Below are 17,961 nucleotides of genomic sequence, written 5' to 3' on the forward strand. Positions count from 1 at the left end.
GATCTCTACGCTATTTCTCGCCCAACTTGTCCAACGCATGCGTGAGATCAGCGATGAGATCGTCGATATCCTCGATACCGATGGACAGGCGCACCAGATCAGCTGGTGGGGAAAGCTCGGAGCCTTCGGCAGACACGTGAGTCATGCTGGTGGGGTGTTCTACTAGTGATTCCACACCGCCGAGGGATTCTGCCAGCAGGAACAGCGTCGTGTTCAGGCAGAACTGTTTCGCTGCTTCCTCACTGTGGAAGCGCACGGACATCATCGCGCCATAGCGCTTCATTTGCTTGGCGGCAGTCTCGTGGCCTGGGTGATCTGCAAGGCCCGGATAGAGCACGGTTTTAATCTCCGGGCGGGATTGGAAGAATTCCGCGATTTTTTCTGCGTTATCGCAATGGCGATCCATGCGCACCGCCAGCGTTTTCATGCCGCGGGTGGTGAGGTAGGCGTCGAATGGCGAGGCAATAGAACCGACGGCCCCCTGGAACCACAGCAGTTCAGCGTCGACGTCTTTATCTGCGGTGACCACTGCACCGCCGACGACGTCGGAGTGACCACCCAAGTATTTCGTGGTCGAGTGCAGCACATGGTCTGCCCCCAGGCTGATGGGGTTTTGCAGATACGGCGAGGCAAAGGTGTTGTCCACGACCAGCGATGCGCCACCTTTGACCTCGGCGATGGCGGAAATATCGCTGATCGACAGCGCTGGGTTAGTCGGGGTTTCCAGCCAGATCACGCGGGTGTTTTCTTGGATCGCGCCGGCGAGTTCGTCGACATCGCAGGTGTTGACGACGGTGTAGTCAACGCCCCACGGCTTGAATACGGACTCAATCAAACGCCAGGTGCCGCCGTAGGCGTCGTTGCCCAGGATCATGTGGTCGCCTGGGCGCAACAGGATGCGCAGCAAGGTATCGGTGGCGGCCATGCCGGAAGAAAACACGCGGGCGTATGGCGCTTTTTCCAGTGCAGCCAAAGTGGTTTCCAGGCTGCGTACCGTCGGGTTGGCCACGCGGCCGTATTCAAAACCACCGCGCAGGCTGGCTAGACCGTCCTGGGCGTAGGTGGTGGAGGCGTAAATCGGCACGTTGACAGAACCGATGTGCGGATCTGGTTCATAGCCGGCGTGAATGGCCGCAGAGCTAAATCCGTTCAGGTAATCGGCTTTCACATCAGCGGTGAGTTTGTGGTGCGCAGCCGGATATTCCGGTGCCGGAATCCGGTGCGGGGTCAGGTTGTTTTCTGCAGGTGAATTCATACCTTCCACCATAAACCACATGCGCGAGTTGTATTGCGAATATCACCGCCACTCTCACAGCCAACTTGCAGCCTAGCCACGTAAGATGGCCAAAGTTGCAGCGGAAATCGATTGCCAAAGCAAAGACTTAAGGATGAGATGAGCACGAATATTTTTCACCTCGCATCAAATTCTGTTCCTTCGGTGCCGTCTGCCGAGGAAACAGTGAACACTGTCAACAACTGGTGGAATAACCCAGAAACCCAAGCGTGGTTGTTCCAGCGCCCCATCTACATCGGCCTGATTATCCTGTTCGCGTTAATTGCGCACTGGATTCTGGTGCGCGGCATCAACAAACTGGCCAACCACAACATGAAAGATGGCCGCAAGAAAACTGCGGAGCGTCAGGCCGAATCAAAGCACAGCCATGAGGTCCCAGAGCCTGATCCGGAGAAATTGCATCAGATCCGGCTGATGGAAAAATCGCGGGAAAACCGCCGGAAATCGCGTATCAAGACGCTTTCCGGTGTGGCAAAATCCGCCGTCGCCATTTTTGTTTGGGTCTGGGCCGTCATCGCGATTTTGGACGTTGTCGGCATTAACGTCGGCCCACTGATTGCTTCCGCAGGTATTGTCGGTGTCGCCCTTGGTTTTGGTGCACAATCGCTGGTCCAGGACTTCCTGTCCGGTATCTTCATGCTGATCGAAGACCAATACGGCATCGGCGACGTCGTCGACTTGGGCGACGGCACCATGGGCGAGATCGAAGAGATTTCGCTGCGCATCACTTCCCTGCGCGATATCGACGGCGCGTTGTGGCACGTGCGTAACGGCGAGATTTTGAAGGTCGCTAACCACTCCAGCGACTGGTCGATCGCCCGCTTCCAGATTCCAGTCAGCCACAGCAACGACCAGAACAAGGTCTGGAAGGTGCTTACCGAAGCCATGGCCAAGGCTGCTACTGACGAACGGTGCGCGAACGAAATCATGGAAGCTCCAGAAATCCAAGGCGCTTCGGAGTTCAACCCGGATTACCTCTCCTACCGCGTTTCTGTCATCACCATGCCGGGCGAGCAGTGGCACGTCATGCGCGTGATGAACGGTTTGATCATGAACGAGCTGGCCGAAGCTGGCATCAAGACTCCATACCCACACGGCATCGGTATTGCCGGCCCGGGAGGCGAGCCACTTGGACGCTCACAGTCATAACCAAGACATTCGCTCCGGTGAGCGCCCGGGTTCTGTCTTTGAAGCCGTCGGCGGGATGGAAACCTTCGAGAAGCTTGTCGACGGTTTCTACGCCCAGGTTCCTGACGACGACATCCTGGCGCCGATGTACCCGGAGCAGGATTTCGACGGTGCCCGCGACCGCCTGCTGTGGTTTTTAGTGCAGTTCTGGGGCGGACCGAAGTTGTTTAATGAACGTCGCGGCTCGCCCCGGTTGCGAATGCGGCACGCGGAATTTCCGATTGATACCGCTGCAGCGGAGCGTTGGCTCGAGTTGATGGGCCGTTCGTTGGACATGATCGATCAGAAAACCATCCCGGAAGAATTCCGCGCTGCTATCTGGAATCACATGCAAAAGCTGGCATATATGTTGCGGAATATGCCCGATCATCCGGCGCCAGAACAACAACCTGATCTGGGCATTATTCGCCGGGACCTTGGTTTGCGGTAGGCGGTAGGCGCTCCGCAGCGCCGTCGCATTCTTCGCACGCCGCACGTTTGCCTAAGCCCTAAGACCGCACAGGCACAACGCTTGCTTAGCTAACAGCAAAACGCTCCCATCCGATACGGGTGGGAGCGTTCCTTATTTTTAATGGTGGAAAACTAGTCCTGCCAGTCGAAGGCCTCACGCACCGGCTTGGAAATCAGCTTGCCGTCGCGCGTCGACAAGCCATCGGCCAAACCTGGGAAGCGTTCAATAGCCTGATCCACACCACCGGCAGCAACCGCGCGGATATACGGCAGAGTCGCAGACGTCAACGCACGGGTCGAGGTATTAGCCACGGCACCAGGCATGTTCGCCACGCAGTACATCAGCGCATCGCCAACACGGAACACGGGATCTTGGTGGCTGGTCTTACGCGAAGGCTCGAAACAACCACCCTGGTCAATGGCAACGTCCACCAGCACGGAACCGCGCTTCATACGCTTAATCAGATCTTCCGAAACCAGCTTCGGCGCCTTACCACCGGCAACCAGCACAGCACCGATCACCAGATCAGCTTCGAGCAATTCTTCCTCGATGGTCACTGGATCCGAAATCTGGGTGCGCACAGTACCGGCGTACTGATCATCGAAGCGCGCCAAAGTACCAGCATCAATGTCCAGCACGGTGGTTTCTGCCCGTAGACCGTGTGCCATCGCCACCGCAGAGGCACCGACCTGGCCACCACCGATCACGACGACGCGACCAGCCTTGGTGCCCGGTACACCAGAAGGCAGCACGCCACGGCCGCCGTGGTGCGACAGCAGGTGGTGCGAACCTTCCAGCACCGCCAAACGGCCTGCGACCTGCGACATTGGGGTCAACAGCGGCAAGGCACCGTTTTTATCAGTCACAGTCTCATACGCCAACGAGGTCGTGCCGGCCTCGACGAGCGCGTCAGTCAGCTCACGGGAGGCAGCCAGGTGCAGGTAGGTAAACAGCAGCAGGTCTTCGCGCAGGTACTGGTATTCCTCCTGCAAAGGCTCTTTTACCTTCAACACCATCTCGGCGGCCCAAGCATCAGCCGCGGTGTCGACGATGGTGACACCGCGTTCGGTGTAATCGCTGTCGACGTAGCTCGAGCCTTCGCCGGCGCCGGACTGGATCAGCACTTCGTGGCCGTCGTCGACAAGCGCCTGGGCTGCTGCTGGGCTGAGGGCGACGCGGCCTTCACTGTTCATGATCTCCGCGGGAACACCAATTTTCATGGCTGGAACCTCTTTCTGGGTACTTTGATTGCTTCGTGCATGTTCGTGCATCAGGCGTGCATAGCGAGAATTCAACGCGGGGTTGGTGCAGTGAATTCTCTTTGCCTACCCCCAGGGTACGTGTTGTAGGCTAAACATAACCGGATTGCGGAATGCACCACAGCTTTCTTCGATCAGCATCACGTGCCTGATCGTTCTGTGGAAACGGCACGCCGCAACCGTCGACAAGCATTTGCACCACACACGGGTGCCCTGCTGGTACAGGGCTGAGATCACGCTAAGACCGCGTGAGCACCGTTCGAACCTGTTGGTTAGTACCAACGTAGGAAGGAGGTGGGCACTGTGGCGAACCATGACGCGCACACCGCTGCCCCCGAAGACGAGATTCACTTCAAGCACTCCTACTCCCCGATCCGCGAGGGAGACCTGGAAGTTCCAGAAACTGAGATCCAGCTTGATGATTCTCCCACTGGCCCGAACAAACCATTCCGCGTCTACCGCACCCGTGGCCCGCAGGCCGATGTGCACCGTGGGCTAAAGCCACTTCGTTTGCAGTGGATCAAGGACCGCGACGATGTGGAAGAGTACGACGGCCGTGGACGCGATCTTGCCGACGACGGCCGCTCCGCACAACGCCGTGGTGCTGCTAGCCAGGAGTGGAAAGGTGAATCCCGCCCGCCGCTGCGCTCCAAAGAAGGCAAAACCGTCACCCAGATGCACTACGCACGCCAGGGCATTATCACCAAAGAAATGCAGTTCGTGGCGCTGCGCGAGCACTGCGACCCGGAGTTCGTGCGCAGCGAGATTGCCCGCGGCCGTGCGATCATCCCGAATAACATCAACCACCCAGAATCCGAGCCGATGATCATCGGGCGGAAGTTTCTGACCAAGATCAACGCCAACATCGGTAACTCTGCGGTGACTTCCTCCATCGAAGAGGAAGTCTCCAAACTGCGGTGGGCTACCCGGTGGGGTGCCGATACCGTGATGGACCTGTCCACCGGTGATGACATCCACACCACCCGCGAGTGGATCCTGCGCAACTCGCCGGTTCCGATCGGTACCGTGCCGATGTACCAAGCACTGGAGAAGGTCAACGGTGTTGCCGAGGATCTGACCTGGGAAATCTTCCGTGACACCGTTATCGAGCAGGCTGAACAAGGTGTGGACTATATGACCATCCACGCCGGCGTGCTGCTGCCGTATATCCCGATGACCACCAAGCGCGTGACCGGCATCGTCTCCCGCGGTGGCTCGATCATGGCGGGTTGGTGCCTGGCGCACCACAAGGAATCGTTCTTGTACGAGAACTTCGACGAGCTGTGTGAGATTTTCGCCCGCTACGACATCGCCTTCTCGCTTGGCGACGGCCTGCGCCCAGGTTCCATCGCCGATGCGAACGACACCGCGCAGTTCGCAGAGCTGAAAACCATCGGTAAGCTGACCCAGCGCGCGTGGGAATACGACGTGCAGGTCATGGTCGAAGGCCCAGGCCACGTTCCCCTGGACAAGGTGCAGGTCAACAACGAACACGCCCAGGCATGGACCAACGATGCGCCGTTCTACACGCTGGGGCCACTGGTGACCGATATTGCCCCTGGTTATGACCACATCACCTCCGCGATTGGCGCCGCCAATATCGCGATGGGCGGCACCGCGATGCTGTGCTACGTCACCCCGAAAGAGCACCTCGGTTTGCCAAACCGTGACGACGTGAAAACCGGTGTGATCACCTACAAGCTGGCTGCGCACGCAGCTGACGTCGCCAAGGGTCACCCCGGCGCACACGAGTGGGACGATGCCATGTCGAAGGCACGTTTCGAGTTCCGCTGGCACGACCAGTTCGCGTTGTCACTGGATCCGGATACCGCGCAGGCCTACCACGACGAGACGCTGCCTGCCGAGCCAGCGAAGACCGCGCACTTCTGCTCGATGTGTGGCCCGAAGTTCTGCTCCATGCGCATCAGCCGGGACATCCGCGATGCCTTCAGCGATGACATGGCGGATCTCGGCATGCCGGCCTTCCAGAAGCCAGTCGACGACGATGTTGCCACTGCCGTGGCCGAGGCCAACGGTGAAGCCGTCGAAGAGGGCATGGAAGAAAAAGCCCAGGAATTCCGCGAACAAGGCTCCGAGCTGTACCAACACGAAGGCAGCTACGTGCCCGGCCGGTAGGCAGGTTTAACTCCCGCGTTACCGGGATATAAACCGGCGTTAAGCTGGGAAAACCTCCGAGTAAACCACCTGCTTTCTGGGTACCCATTGGGTAAACTAGACTGCACGATCACTCGGAGGTTTTGTTATGTCTGCACCTTTACCACGCATCGGTTCTGCTGATTCGGTGGCAAACACTGCCGAAGCCGTGCCTGCCTTAACCGAAGCCGAAGCATTGTCGGATGCAGCCCTGGGCGCAGCGGGACACTCACTGCACGACCCATATCTCCGCGAGCTGCGTCGTCTAGTCGCAACCGGAGAACTCACCGGAGACGAAGCCATCCGTCGCGGCTTGGACTACCTGAAGATGCGCTAATGTCGGACAATGGGTGGGGCTATGAAAGCTGGGAAGACTACTACATTCCCGGAAGCAAGGTAGTTCGTAATAAATTCCGCGGGCCGGATAAACCGTACGGTGAGCCGGATCCTGACGTATTACGTGAGATGGAAGAATTTGCCTCCGCAGTTCGTATGGCTGAGCTTAAAGCCAACCCCATCGAGGGCAACTTCGATTACGAACACATGCAGGCCATTCACGGCTATATCTTCCAGGATGTGTACGACTGGGCTGGAGTGCCGCGCGTCGGCCCGCACGGGTGGATGACCAAAGAAGGCCCCAACGTGTTGCACCCGGATGATCCAGACAATCCGACGATGGCGTTTACTTATTATCCGGGCACCGAGGTCATGCACGAAGATGCCCGCAAGCAATACGCTCGTCTGGCAGAAAAGAATTATTTGCAAGGGTTGGAAAAGCCCGAGTTCGTCCGCGAGCTCGCCGAAATCTGGGGCGAACTCAACGTCATCCACGTTTTTCGTGAAGGTAATACTCGTACACAGTTCATTTTCTTCGAGCAACTGTGTCGGCACGCTGGCTTCGTCATCGACACGGAACGCTTTGCCGTCAGAGATGATGCCACCATGCGGCAACAAGCCGCAGCAAGTCGGCCGAATCTGCGCGAAGATTTCGTTCGCGCGCGGTTTTATAGCCAGGCAACCGGCAGCAATAATCGCTTGGCCGATGTCCTCGACCAAGCGATTATGCCGCTGAACTAGGGCCAGTTGGGCAGTTGGCAACTAGATAATTGGGCAGCACCTAAACAGGACGGGCCGGTGCCTCGGAAGCACACTAGTTGCTCCACCTACTGCCCTATTTCCCTACTTCTTGGGCTTGCGCACAATTCCCAAACCAATCACCAGTGCTACAACAATGGCGGCACCGCCCAACATCAGCCAAGTGGTGTTGCTGGAACCGTCGTCAGAAGAATCCGCAGCCGCGGAGCTATCCGTCGACGAGGTGTTATCACCCTGTGAGACGTTTGCTTCATCGGAGCTGACCGACTCCGACTGCTCAGTCATGGTCTGGATCATCCAGTCGTAGCTTTCGGCAGCCGGGGCGACGATCGATTCTGGCGAGGTGGTGGCTTCTGGATTATCTGGGTTGAATGCCGCAGAGAGCACGCCATAGAGTTTGCCGTCCATGAAGACCGGTCCGCCGGAATCGCCTTGCTGGAATTCCGCATCGTTATCCAAGCGCGCAATCGCAGCCTGCTCGCCACCGAACAATGCGAAGTTGTTTAGCTCGGTGATCTTGCCGTCAGCCTTTGGCAATTTCTCGGTCTTTCCGGAGCCCTCAGAAGACCAACCGTAGGATTCGATCACACCCTGATCCGGGATTTCCTGCATGATCTCTGGGTATTCCTTCAAACCAATTGGTTCTGCGGTACGGATCAAGCCGATATCCCCAGCCGGTGCCTTGTACCAGTCTGCGACCTTGATGCGTTTTTGGTCGTCTCCCTGGCCGACGCGGATGCTGCCGCCTGGGGTCTCAGAGTTTTCCAAGCAGTGGCGAGCGGTGACCACCCAGTAGTCCGCGACTGCGGTACCGGTGCAGTTGCCGTCCTCGTCGCCGTCATCACCAATTTGTTCCGAGACCACCGCGTTGGCGTGCACGGAGTCCTCGGCGAACTGGTCGCTGATCATAGCCTGCGCCGGAGCGCTCGTCGCCAGGACAGCGCTAGCAGCCAAAACTGGGGCGGACAAGCTAAGCAAGCGACGTTTTGTGGAGACAGCTTTTTTCGACATGGTGAGACTTCTTTCTATTCAAAAATGGATATTAGTGTTGTACTGGAGCTGGCTGTTCGCTGGTGTTTCCAGGTTTGTTGGTAGTTCCAGCTTTTCCGGTGACGGCAGCTGCCGCATTGGAACCTGTCCGCGCAATGGTGCCGAGCAGATATTCCAGTGGGCCATAGCGGAAGAACATCGCCCACACACTCGTGGCAACGATTGCGACCACGATGGTGCCCACGGCTAGCTCTGGGTATTGCGTCGCGATGTGTCCTTTGTTGATGATGCCCGCAGAAATCACATGGCCCAGATACACCGTCAGTGCCATCGAGCCCATGGCCTTCAGCGGGAATACCCAACGATCTGTCTGCACGAGTGCCAAGCAGAGCAGGATCATCGCGAGCGATCCCGCAATGGTGGCGAGCCCGTCGACAAGCCCGCCGCTATGTGGTTTTGCATCCAGGAACCCTTGCACGGCGATACCGAGGTTGTTGCGCGTGGCGACGGCATAGGCCGAATCGATCCAGTCCCGCGCCAGGACACCGACGAATGCGATGACCATAGCGATACATGCTGCGAAAATCGCCGTGGTATCCAGCGGTGCAACTCGCCAGTTGTTGGCGCGCAACCAGTGTGCGAACAGCACGCCAGCGGCCATGTAGGCCAGCCACATCACGATGGGATAAGGCTCGCGCAGCAACGCGTGGAGAGTGGTGTGCAGCGTAATGATGCGCACGATGCCAGATACTGCGAGTAACACGACAAACCCGGCGGCGACCCAATTGGTTCGCCAGCGTGGGATCTGCAATAGCGCGAACACGATATAGCCGATCCCCAGGGCTTTCAATACCACGATGATGGTGCCGGCGTAGGGGGTGACCACGATGCCGATTATGACAAGGAGCACGCCGCGAATAAAAACATCGACGGCGCCGCGCTTGCTGAATATGATGGTCATCGAAATTCCGGATAGCACCGCGAAAAGCGCCGACGGGAAGCCTTCGAGGAAGGCCCCAGCGAATCCTTTCAGCGGATACAGGTGGGCAATGATCATCGCGAGTAACGCGATGCCACGGGCGACATCGATTCCAATGATGCGGCCGGTGACCTTAGCTTCATGTTGGGCAGTATCTGGCATGAGCACTACCCTATTGCCCCTTACTGAAAACTACGTGCATTATTTCTGGCCGCTTGCAACGAGGTTTCTGTCCGCTGGTTTAGAATGTCGCAAAAATGCCGCCCACACTGTGAAAACAGCGTGAACGGCGACTGACTGCTGGGGGTTGACTGCCAAGGACCGGGCGCTAATCGACACCAAAATATGGCCAGGTTAGCGAGCCGACGGTCAAAACTACGCTGCCACAGTATCAGGCAGCGTTGCACGGGCGTTAGAAAAGCATCGACAGACCGCTCGAATGGTAGACGCTGCCGAACGGCGCATCGACCCGCGCCCACCGACTATGGGCTGAAACCCGCAGGTGGCGCGGAATATCCATGGGAGCAGAAAAGCCAGGGATCAAGCCTAAGTTGGTGCAGGCGAAAATCATCCGCATCGGGATTTCCACCTCGTCCTGTGAATTAGCCGAAGCAGGTGCCGCAGAGTTTTCTGAAAGTTCGGCAGAAGTTTGCTCTGCATGTTCTGTGTGCTCTGCGGGCGCAGAAGATTCTGCCTGCTCTGCGCTAGTGCCAGCACCGGGGCGAACAGTGAGCACAGTTTGGTTCAGCAGGCTTTGCGGCGGCCCCATGGGGCCGGAAAACTGCCGCGCCAAATTTCGGCCTTTATCGGCGAGTTCCCGCACCACGTGCACGGGAAGATTATCCAACAAGTGGAAACCGTGGGCAGGTGGAAGCGCCCCCGGCCACGAAGCATCACGCGCAGGGCCTAGATGGGTTTGTCCGGTCTCTAGGCAGTGCAACAAAGTACTTGCTGCAACTACTGCCCCATCGCGTGAGACGGTGCCTTTGATGCGTCGACATGCCACGACATCAAACGGGGTGGTCACGAAAACATCGATGAGATCGTCACCGTCGCCATCGCTGCTAAGTACCCGAAATCGGGCTGAGGCGCTGGCATCCAGGCCGACGGCGCGCGCGAGCAAGGCCCGAAGCCCTGGCCCGCCTGCTGTGACCTCAAGGGATTCGGACATTAATCGTCGTATCCAATCTCGTCGCCATAGTCGATTTCATCACCGTAGTCGACTTCGTCTCCGTAGCTGACCTCGTCGCCATAACCAACCTCGTCGCCGTAATCTACTTCATCACCGTAGTCGACTTCGTCGCCGTAGCCGATCTCGTCGCCGTAGTTATCGTCGGCACCACCTGGTTGCTGGACGGAACCAGCGGCCCCCGACGCTGCGCCAGCTGCTGTTCCAGACGTTCCAGCCGCTGCACCACCCGCACCGGCAGCCACACGGCTAGGCGCCGACGCAGAATTCGCGATTGCACGATCCGCGGCTTTGGCCAATGTCGACTCCAAGCGCATGATCTCGCGCTCGTCGTCAGTCAACGGGCGTGGCATCTGCGTATCCATGTCTACCGCAACAGACACAGTTTCAATGACACACGCGGTACGGCCGTGTTTGTCTTTGATTTCCTGCCGGGTGACGAATGAGGAATTCCCGACTTCAACGACCTGCGATTCCACTAACAGAATCGAATTGCCCTCTGGCTCGATTGGCTTACGGAAATCCAGGTCGAGTTTGCGCACAAAAGCAGCAAAATCTTCCATCCCGTTAGGGTCAAAGTACGCCTCTTTGTACGCCAGGCGAGCCTCCTGGGCGATTTCCACATAGTTGGCGTTCATCACGTGCCCATAGCGGTCGAAATCAGACCACCGCAGTGGCACGTGGTACTGGTGAATTGCCGGGTTATCCGCCATAGAAAACCTTGGAAACCTTTCTGGAATGCTCGCCACACATAGTGGGAATGCTTGAGCCTTAGCAGCCTTAGCAGCCTTAGCGGGTCAACTTACGGTGCGTCACGCGGGAAGGACGCGCTGCATCCTCACCGAGGCGCTCGACCTTGTTCTTCTCGTAGTCACCGAAGTTACCTTCGAACCAGAACCACTGGCCTTCTTCCACATTGCCTTCCCACGCCAGAATGTGAGTACAGGTGCGGTCCAGGAACCAACGGTCGTGCGAAATGACCACCGCACAGCCCGGGAATTTCTCCAGGGCGTTTTCCAAAGAGCCGAGCGTTTCGACGTCCAAGTCGTTGGTCGGCTCGTCAAGCAGAATCAGGTTTCCGCCTTCTTTCAGCGTCAACGCCAAGTTCAAGCGGTTACGCTCACCACCGGAGAGCACCTTGGAAGGCTTTTGCTGGTCCGGGCCCTTGAAGCCAAAGGCAGACAGGTATGCGCGCGATGGCATTTCGTTCTGGCCGACGTGGATATAATCCAGCCCACCGGAGACAACTTCCCAGACGGTTGCTTCTGGGTCGATGTTTTCGCGGTTCTGGTCGACATAGGACAGCTGCACGGTTTCGCCGACGCTGACTTTGCCGTCATCTGGCTCTTCCAGACCAACGATCGTCTTGAACAGCGTCGTTTTACCGACACCGTTCGGGCCAATCACGCCGACAATGCCGTTGCGCGGCAGGGTGAAAGACAGATCCTTGATCAGAGTACGATCACCAAAGCCTTTGGTCAGGTTGTCGGCTTCGACAACCTTGTTGCCCAAACGAGGTGGGGTCGGGATCTGAATTTCTTCGAAGTCAAGCTTCTTGTACTGCTCGGCCTCGGCAGCCATTTCCTCGTAGCGCTCCAGACGCGCCTTGTTCTTCGCCTGGCGCGCCTTGGAACCGGAACGAACCCATTCCAGCTCGTCCTTCAAGCGTTTGCGCAGCTTGGCATCCTTCTTGCCAGCAACCTGCAGACGCTCCTGCTTCTTTTCCAGGTAGGTCGAGTAGTTGCCTTCGTATGGGTGCAATTTGCCGCGGTCGACTTCACAAATCCAGCCCGCGACATTGTCCAAGAAGTAGCGGTCGTGGGTCACTGCCAACACGGCACCTGGGTAGTTTTCCAGGTGCTTTTCCAGCCAATGCACGGACTCCGCGTCCAAGTGGTTGGTTGGCTCGTCGAGAAGCAGCAAGTCCGGCTCAGATAGCAGCAGTTTCGCCAGCGCCACGCGACGGCGCTCACCACCGGAAAGGTTGGTAACAGGCTCGTCGGATGGCGGGCAGCGCAGTGCTTCCATGGCCTGCTCAATTTTGGAATCGACTTCCCAAGCATCCGCGTTATCCAGGTCTTCCTGGAGCTTGCCCATTTCTTCCATGAGCTCGTCGGTGTAGTTGGTGGCCATTTCTTCCGCGATGGCTTCGAAACGCTGCTTCTTCTCGAAAATCTCGCCGAGGCCTTCTTCCACGTTGCCGCGAACGGTCTTTTCTTCATTCAGCGGAGGTTCCTGCTGCAAAATTCCGACGCTTGCGCCTGGGTCCAAGAATGCCTCACCGTTGGAGGGCTCCGACATTCCGGCCATGATCTTCAGGATCGACGATTTACCGGCACCGTTCGGGCCGACGACGCCGATTTTTGCGCCGGGGTAAAACGCCATGGTGACGTCGTCAAGAATGACCTTGTCACCCACGGTTTTGCGTACATTTTTCATCGTATAGATGAACTCGCCCATATTTCCCCTTTGCGAAATTAGGTGGAACGACACGAAATCTTTATCTCTGACGAGAATACATGACTTTCGCGCCCGCCCCACCACCGATCCCGCACCCACGGGGCCTGGAACAGCGCAAATAATTATCGCCCAATTTCTCGCAACGGCATGCTATTTCGCACCGACGGGTTCGACTCGCTGCTCGCCAAACGCGATGGCCGATTCATCGCTAAAACCACCCGTGTTCGCTGAGCCGTCCTTATTACCCGTATTCCCTGCGGCTCCCGCACCTCCGGCAGTTCCGGCGCCGGCCCCCGTGCCGGTGGCTGCGTCCGCCAAGGCGTCGTGATCGAAAACTACATCCTCCACGTTCAGCACGGGCGCTCCAGAAGCATCGCGGTCTGCTTTCCGCGTCGTTAATGCCGCGGCGTGGTGTGTGAGATCGGGAGCAATATGGCTGGCTTTCAGAACGGTCTTCGAGCGGCGGTTATCTTCGGCATCTTCCCATTCCTGGGTCACCAGCGACCCCACCACCACGACCGGATAACCCTTGTGCAGACTCATCGCAGCGTTGATCGCTAACTGCCCCCAGGTCTCGACGTCGATAAACAGGTTGTCATAGTCACGCCAGCCGGATTCTTGCTCAGTATCTCGCACGGCCCGCGAGGATGCGAGGCGCATGTCAAGAACGCAGTTTCCGCCAGCAACGCGGCGCAGGCGCGGATCTTGGGTAATGCGTCCAGTGATGGTGATCTGATGTTGCGACATGGTATTTCCCCTTCCAAGGCTCGTTGTTGAGCTTCGATGTCTACCAACACGATTTGTGCTGGCATCACCTACTCTCACCGGAAGTATCGGGCGTAACAATGTCGGCAACACCAGGGCTGTGGACAACTCGAGTTATCCACAGATTTCTCACCGGTTGGGCGCGGACGGTTGCGCATAGAGAAAATCCCTGCCGCACCAAGGGGTACAACAGGGAGGAAGCAAAGATTGCAGCGCCGGGACTATTTGGCCAATTCGCGAGCGATCGCCCGGGAGCCTTCCACCGTGGGGTGCATCGACATTGTGTGCTTCGGTGAAGTCCGATCGACGAGTACCGCTGAGACATAACGCTGCGCATCCGGTGCACAGGTGCCGTGGCCTTTTGTTGCGGCTTGCACGTCGACGAAACGCGCTCCGATACGGTTGGCGGCATCACGCTGCACGTTCGCGATCTGCTCTTCGATCAGGGACGCACCTGGAACCACCAGGCCCAAAGGCTGGTTCGGGATCACGTTGACCATGCACATACGGCTGGCTTCGTCGGAAATGCTCAGGTATGACGGCAGGGTGATGCGCGCATTCGGGGCAACCTCGCGCACGCGGGCGGCCAAATGTTCGAAGCGTGCGTTGTAGTCGTCGATCAGCTTTTGCGGGAACGGCATCGGGAAGTTCAGCAATCCCCCGGTGAACGCCCCCTGCAGGTCCATTCCACCAACTGCCACGATTACTTCTTGTGTCTCCGCGCCGAGCGCACCATCGCGAATCGCTTGGTCTAATTGGTCTTCGACCACGTTGCTGGATTTCGCAGCGTTGCAGGAATAATCCGCAAGGCTACGGTTGGTCTGCTCTGCAAGTAGGCGTGGCCAGTTTTGCGGATCTTGCCCGCACCCATTGACCCCGATTTCGACTGGCATGAGCTTGCTTGTCGACGAGCCGCTACCCGAAGAACTCAATAGCTCTTGTGGGACACCGCTGTGCACGAGCTGAGCCGCACGCACGTGGCCGTTAGCGGTGAAAGAATCGCCCATTGTCACCAATTGTGCCGCTTGCGCGCGTGGGCTGTGCCCACCGGAACGTCCCTCTCCGCTGCTCACGCTGCTGCTTCCCAGGCTGTTGCTGCTTAACGAGTTGACGCCGACCGAATCCGAAGAGCCGCCCGGGCTGGCCTGGGCGGTTCCAGCCATAGTCATCGCAGAAAGCATTACGGTGGTCAGCGCGCTCAGCGCAATCGCGACGGGACGTTTCTTCATGGACTCTGCCTCAATTTCTCTTATTCGATATTCACTATTGCCATCTCATGCTGGGCAGGAAAGCGCAGTGAAGCTAGCGCTTCCGTTTTCTGCGTGTTTTGCGTGGACGGGGTTGGCGCATCTCAGATTCATAATAATCATCGTCGATGTGCTCACCGCGACTCATTTTTTCCAGCATCTCATTATACAAATCTAATGCATTGCCAGATTCGTTAACTAATTCTGAATTATTTTTACGCTCGCTAGCAGATTCGGCCGCCGGGGTACGTTCCGGAGCCGGGGTGCGTTGCGGTGCCCGCGTGCGTTCCGGCACCGGGGTGGACTGCTGATCGCCTGCAGAATATTCATCGTCGTCAAGCCCATGATCCGGCACCCGGTCCATCTCCGCGTCAATGGCTTGTTGCTGTTCGCGGTCGTAAGTAAACAACTGGCGGAACAGCTCGCCGAACACGACGATCAACGGGAACGAACCTGCAGCCCAACCAATGCCGGCGCCGACGCGCTGATCGGCAAGCAAATCAATATCCCACGGCAAATCGATGGAGGAGTAGAACTGCTCGCCCAGAATATCTGTCAGCTGCATCATATAAACGCCCAGGTAGAGGTGAATCGGCATGGAGAAAAACAGCCACGCCAAACGCACCAGCGGCTGCTTGCGCCCTGGTAGCGGGTCCGGGCCGATGACTTCCCAGAAATAGATATAGCCGGAAACCAAAAATGTCCAGTTCATGATCACGTGGCCGGCATGATCCGAGATCGCCGCCTGGTACCAGTCGAAGCTGAGATACAACGCGTAAAAGACGAAAATAAACTGCGCGAGGTTCACCGGCGGGTAGGTGATCATGCCCAGCCCGCGGGACTGGCAGAACGCGCGCGTCCAATCATGCAGGTTGGGTTTGCCATATTCACCAGGCTCCCACGCCGTCATGATCAGTGTGAGCGGCGCACCGAGCACCAGGAATACCGGGAAGGTCATCGACAACAGCATGTGGCCGATCATGTGCATCGAGAACGTCGCCGGGATGATCATGCCGATGCCCGAACTCATGATCACCGCCAAACCCAGCGAACCCAGCAAGAACCAGGCGGTGCGGCCCGACGACCAGGAATGTCCGGCGCGACGAGCACGACGCACCGCATACAGGTAGCCGACGGCGAGCAGAATGCCGAGCGCGCTGAACATGACGTCGAAGCGCCAAATAGTCCAAATGTTGAGGATGTCCGGCTCGAATGGGATGTCGTAGCCGACGGTGATTTCCATCGTCGACAAGCTCGGATCGTCCGGTGCCGGTGGCGGGGTGCGGCCCATGGTGACAGCGATGCCGGCGGTCAATGCCATCACCAGCACTTCGACGATAGCGATGCGCTGGAATATGCCCGGGCGCTGCGCCAGCTGCGGGATGCTGCGGGTGCGGTGCAGCCAGCCCAGGCCAACGAGGACGAGGGTGAGCACGGTTTTGGCGGTGATGATCCAGCCGTAATTCGTCGTAAAGAGGTGGTGTGGGCCGATGCGCAATGCGGCGTTGACGATGCCAGAAATTGCCATCACTGCCGCGGCGAATAGCGCCAGGGAGGAATAGCGGCGCACGGCGAGTTCGAGGTGTTCACCCAAGCGGCGCGAATGCGCGATCAGTGCGGTCAGCCCACCGATCCACAGCACCAGGAAGACGAGGTGCCACAGGTAGGAGTTGGTGCCCCAGTCGTGGTCACCGCCGGAGGCAGAGTGGCCTTCCATGCCCAGCGGGACGACGGTGATCACCGCACCGACCAGCAGCAACGGTTGCATCGTCCAGCGACGCGCAAACAGGCCGACGATGCCGACGACGGCCGCCAGCAGCGACATGATCAGCCAGGATTTGGCTTCGGCTACTTGGCTGAGCGCAACGTCCCAATGCCCGAAGGTGTTGAAAAACGGGGTTCCGGAGACATCAGAAAACGTCATCGAGACCATCGCCAACGCGACGACAGCGAGGGTGAGCAAGCTCAGCGCGCCCGTGCGTGCGGCCAAGTGCCCGTCGACGCTGAGTCGGGCTTGGGCAAGGCCGGAGTTCGGCGTGGGATCGTCGGCTGCGGGTTCCGGCATGCGCGGTGGGATGAGGAATGCCGTGAGCAGGTAAGAACCGACGGCGAGTGCGACGAGAATCCAGACGGCGGCACGCAAAAACGGCAGCCCGAAAGTGGTGAGCATGCCTGGGTCGGGGATTCCGAGCGCTGCCAACGACTCCGCGAGGAACTGCGCGGAGATAATGCCGGCTGCTAAACCGGCGGTCAGCAGCATTGCTAGGTACCAGGGCCAGGTCGATCGCACTCGTGAGGTCGGGGTAGCCATAGGCTCTAACCTACAACTGATCGCTGCAGATTCTGAACCGGTGTGAACTGGCTAGCATTGTCGCTTGTTCGGAGCATCCGGTATAGTTTTCATGCGGATCGACGCTCATGGGCGCGATCTACCGGCCTCCATAGCTCAGTGGATTAGAGCAACGGGTTTCTACCCCGTCGGTCGCGGGTTCGAATCCTGCTGGGGGCACTACCCGCTTGCCTTATCGCCGGCAATCATGTCTGCCGGTAATCATGTCTATGGTGTCTTTTTTACAAATAGTGAACGAAAATAGCCGGTTTCAGGAGGCCTATTTGTAAAAAAGACACAATACGCTGGTCGACGCCCCGACCAAACACACTTTTGGCGTTTAACCCACACTTCTGTCGCGTATCCCGCGATAAAAGAAGTCTTTGCCGTCAGCAAGCGCAATTACCTCCATCTCCGGCCCCGCGCTACTTACGCACCAAGGTAGGGTTGAACCCAACAAGACCCCAAAACAGCTACGCGACAGCGACTCCCCGGTGTGCCTTATCCCGCCACTGCGGTGAGCGCGCATCGTTAAGGAGCCCCATGGCACTTCCCCACCCC

At 58.1% G+C, this 17,961-nt stretch carries 15 protein-coding genes, 1 tRNA gene and 1 riboswitch; of the genes, 6 read left to right on the top strand and 10 right to left on the bottom strand.

Annotation, left to right across the window (positions count from 1 at the left end):
* Positions 1-10 precede the first annotated feature (10 nt).
* Positions 11-1,255: a cystathionine gamma-synthase gene (locus U1140_RS04065; RefSeq protein ID WP_369846252.1), complete on the bottom strand. Its 1,245-nt coding sequence runs from the start codon at positions 1,253-1,255 to the stop codon at positions 11-13.
* Positions 1,256-1,393: 138 nt separating this feature from the next.
* Between U1140_RS04065 and U1140_RS04070 the strand changes: the two genes are divergently transcribed.
* Entirely contained in the window at positions 1,394-2,443 is a 1,050-nt protein-coding gene (locus tag U1140_RS04070; RefSeq protein WP_369846254.1) for a mechanosensitive ion channel family protein, read from the top strand.
* On the top strand, positions 2,424-2,912 hold the full coding sequence (locus tag U1140_RS04075) for a globin domain-containing protein (RefSeq protein ID WP_369846256.1): 489 nt from the start codon (positions 2,424-2,426) through the stop codon (positions 2,910-2,912). The genes U1140_RS04070 and U1140_RS04075 overlap by 20 nt, the downstream gene beginning before the upstream one ends.
* Before the next feature lie 152 nt (positions 2,913-3,064).
* Here U1140_RS04075 and ald read toward each other — a convergent pair whose 3' ends face one another.
* The gene (gene ald / locus U1140_RS04080; RefSeq protein ID WP_369846257.1) at positions 3,065-4,153 is read right to left on the bottom strand and encodes an alanine dehydrogenase; all 1,089 of its coding nucleotides are present in this window, start codon (positions 4,151-4,153) and stop codon (positions 3,065-3,067) included.
* Between the two features lie 233 nt (positions 4,154-4,386).
* Positions 4,387-4,499: riboswitch (TPP riboswitch) on the top strand.
* On the opposite strand from ald, the gene thiC reads away from it, so the two are divergent.
* The 3 genes from thiC (at position 4,487) to U1140_RS04095 (ending at position 7,423) form a co-directional block, all read left to right on the top strand.
* The gene (thiC, locus tag U1140_RS04085; protein WP_369846259.1) at positions 4,487-6,328 is read left to right on the top strand and encodes a phosphomethylpyrimidine synthase ThiC; all 1,842 of its coding nucleotides are present in this window, start codon (positions 4,487-4,489) and stop codon (positions 6,326-6,328) included. (Overlaps the previous riboswitch by 13 nt.)
* A 127-nt stretch (positions 6,329-6,455) precedes the next feature.
* Positions 6,456-6,683: a hypothetical protein gene (locus U1140_RS04090; protein WP_369846261.1), complete on the top strand. Its 228-nt coding sequence runs from the start codon at positions 6,456-6,458 to the stop codon at positions 6,681-6,683.
* Positions 6,683-7,423: a Fic/DOC family protein gene (locus U1140_RS04095; RefSeq protein WP_369846263.1), complete on the top strand. Its 741-nt coding sequence runs from the start codon at positions 6,683-6,685 to the stop codon at positions 7,421-7,423. The genes U1140_RS04090 and U1140_RS04095 overlap by 1 nt, the downstream gene beginning before the upstream one ends.
* Positions 7,424-7,525: 102 nt before the next feature.
* Here U1140_RS04095 and U1140_RS04100 read toward each other — a convergent pair whose 3' ends face one another.
* The 8 genes from U1140_RS04100 to U1140_RS04135 form a co-directional block, all read right to left on the bottom strand.
* Positions 7,526-8,452, bottom strand: coding sequence for a trypsin-like serine protease (locus tag U1140_RS04100; protein ID WP_369846264.1), 927 nt, complete (start codon positions 8,450-8,452; stop codon positions 7,526-7,528).
* 31 nt (positions 8,453-8,483) lie between these two features.
* The gene (locus U1140_RS04105) at positions 8,484-9,572 is read right to left on the bottom strand and encodes a DUF418 domain-containing protein (protein WP_369846265.1); all 1,089 of its coding nucleotides are present in this window, start codon (positions 9,570-9,572) and stop codon (positions 8,484-8,486) included.
* A 250-nt stretch (positions 9,573-9,822) separates the two neighbouring features.
* The gene (locus U1140_RS04110; RefSeq protein WP_369846266.1) at positions 9,823-10,581 is read right to left on the bottom strand and encodes a DUF8185 domain-containing protein; all 759 of its coding nucleotides are present in this window, start codon (positions 10,579-10,581) and stop codon (positions 9,823-9,825) included.
* Positions 10,581-11,312: an acyl-CoA thioesterase gene (locus tag U1140_RS04115; protein ID WP_369846267.1), complete on the bottom strand. Its 732-nt coding sequence runs from the start codon at positions 11,310-11,312 to the stop codon at positions 10,581-10,583. Before U1140_RS04115 ends, U1140_RS04110 begins: the two co-directional genes overlap by 1 nt.
* 76 nt (positions 11,313-11,388) lie before the next feature.
* A complete protein-coding gene (gene ettA, locus U1140_RS04120) occupies positions 11,389-13,059 on the bottom strand; it encodes an energy-dependent translational throttle protein EttA (protein ID WP_369846268.1) in 1,671 nt (556 codons plus the stop codon).
* Between the two features lie 150 nt (positions 13,060-13,209).
* Positions 13,210-13,806 (bottom strand): single-stranded DNA-binding protein, encoded by a 597-nt coding sequence (locus U1140_RS04125; protein WP_369846269.1) that lies wholly within the window; start codon positions 13,804-13,806, stop codon positions 13,210-13,212.
* Between the two features lie 239 nt (positions 13,807-14,045).
* Positions 14,046-15,053 (bottom strand): GDSL-type esterase/lipase family protein, encoded by a 1,008-nt coding sequence (locus U1140_RS04130; protein WP_369846270.1) that lies wholly within the window; start codon positions 15,051-15,053, stop codon positions 14,046-14,048.
* Positions 15,054-15,126: 73 nt separating this feature from the next.
* Positions 15,127-17,382 carry a bifunctional copper resistance protein CopD/cytochrome c oxidase assembly protein gene (locus tag U1140_RS04135; protein WP_369846271.1) on the bottom strand — a complete coding sequence of 752 codons (2,256 nt, stop codon included), beginning with the start codon at positions 17,380-17,382 and terminating at the stop codon, positions 15,127-15,129.
* Between the two features lie 124 nt (positions 17,383-17,506).
* Between U1140_RS04135 and U1140_RS04140 the strand changes: the two genes are divergently transcribed.
* Positions 17,507-17,580, top strand: a tRNA-Arg gene (locus U1140_RS04140).
* Positions 17,581-17,961: the final 381 nt, after the last annotated feature.

It is taken from the genome of Corynebacterium drakensteinense, assembly GCF_041224285.1.
In the GTDB taxonomy this organism is placed as follows: domain Bacteria; phylum Actinomycetota; class Actinomycetes; order Mycobacteriales; family Mycobacteriaceae; genus Corynebacterium.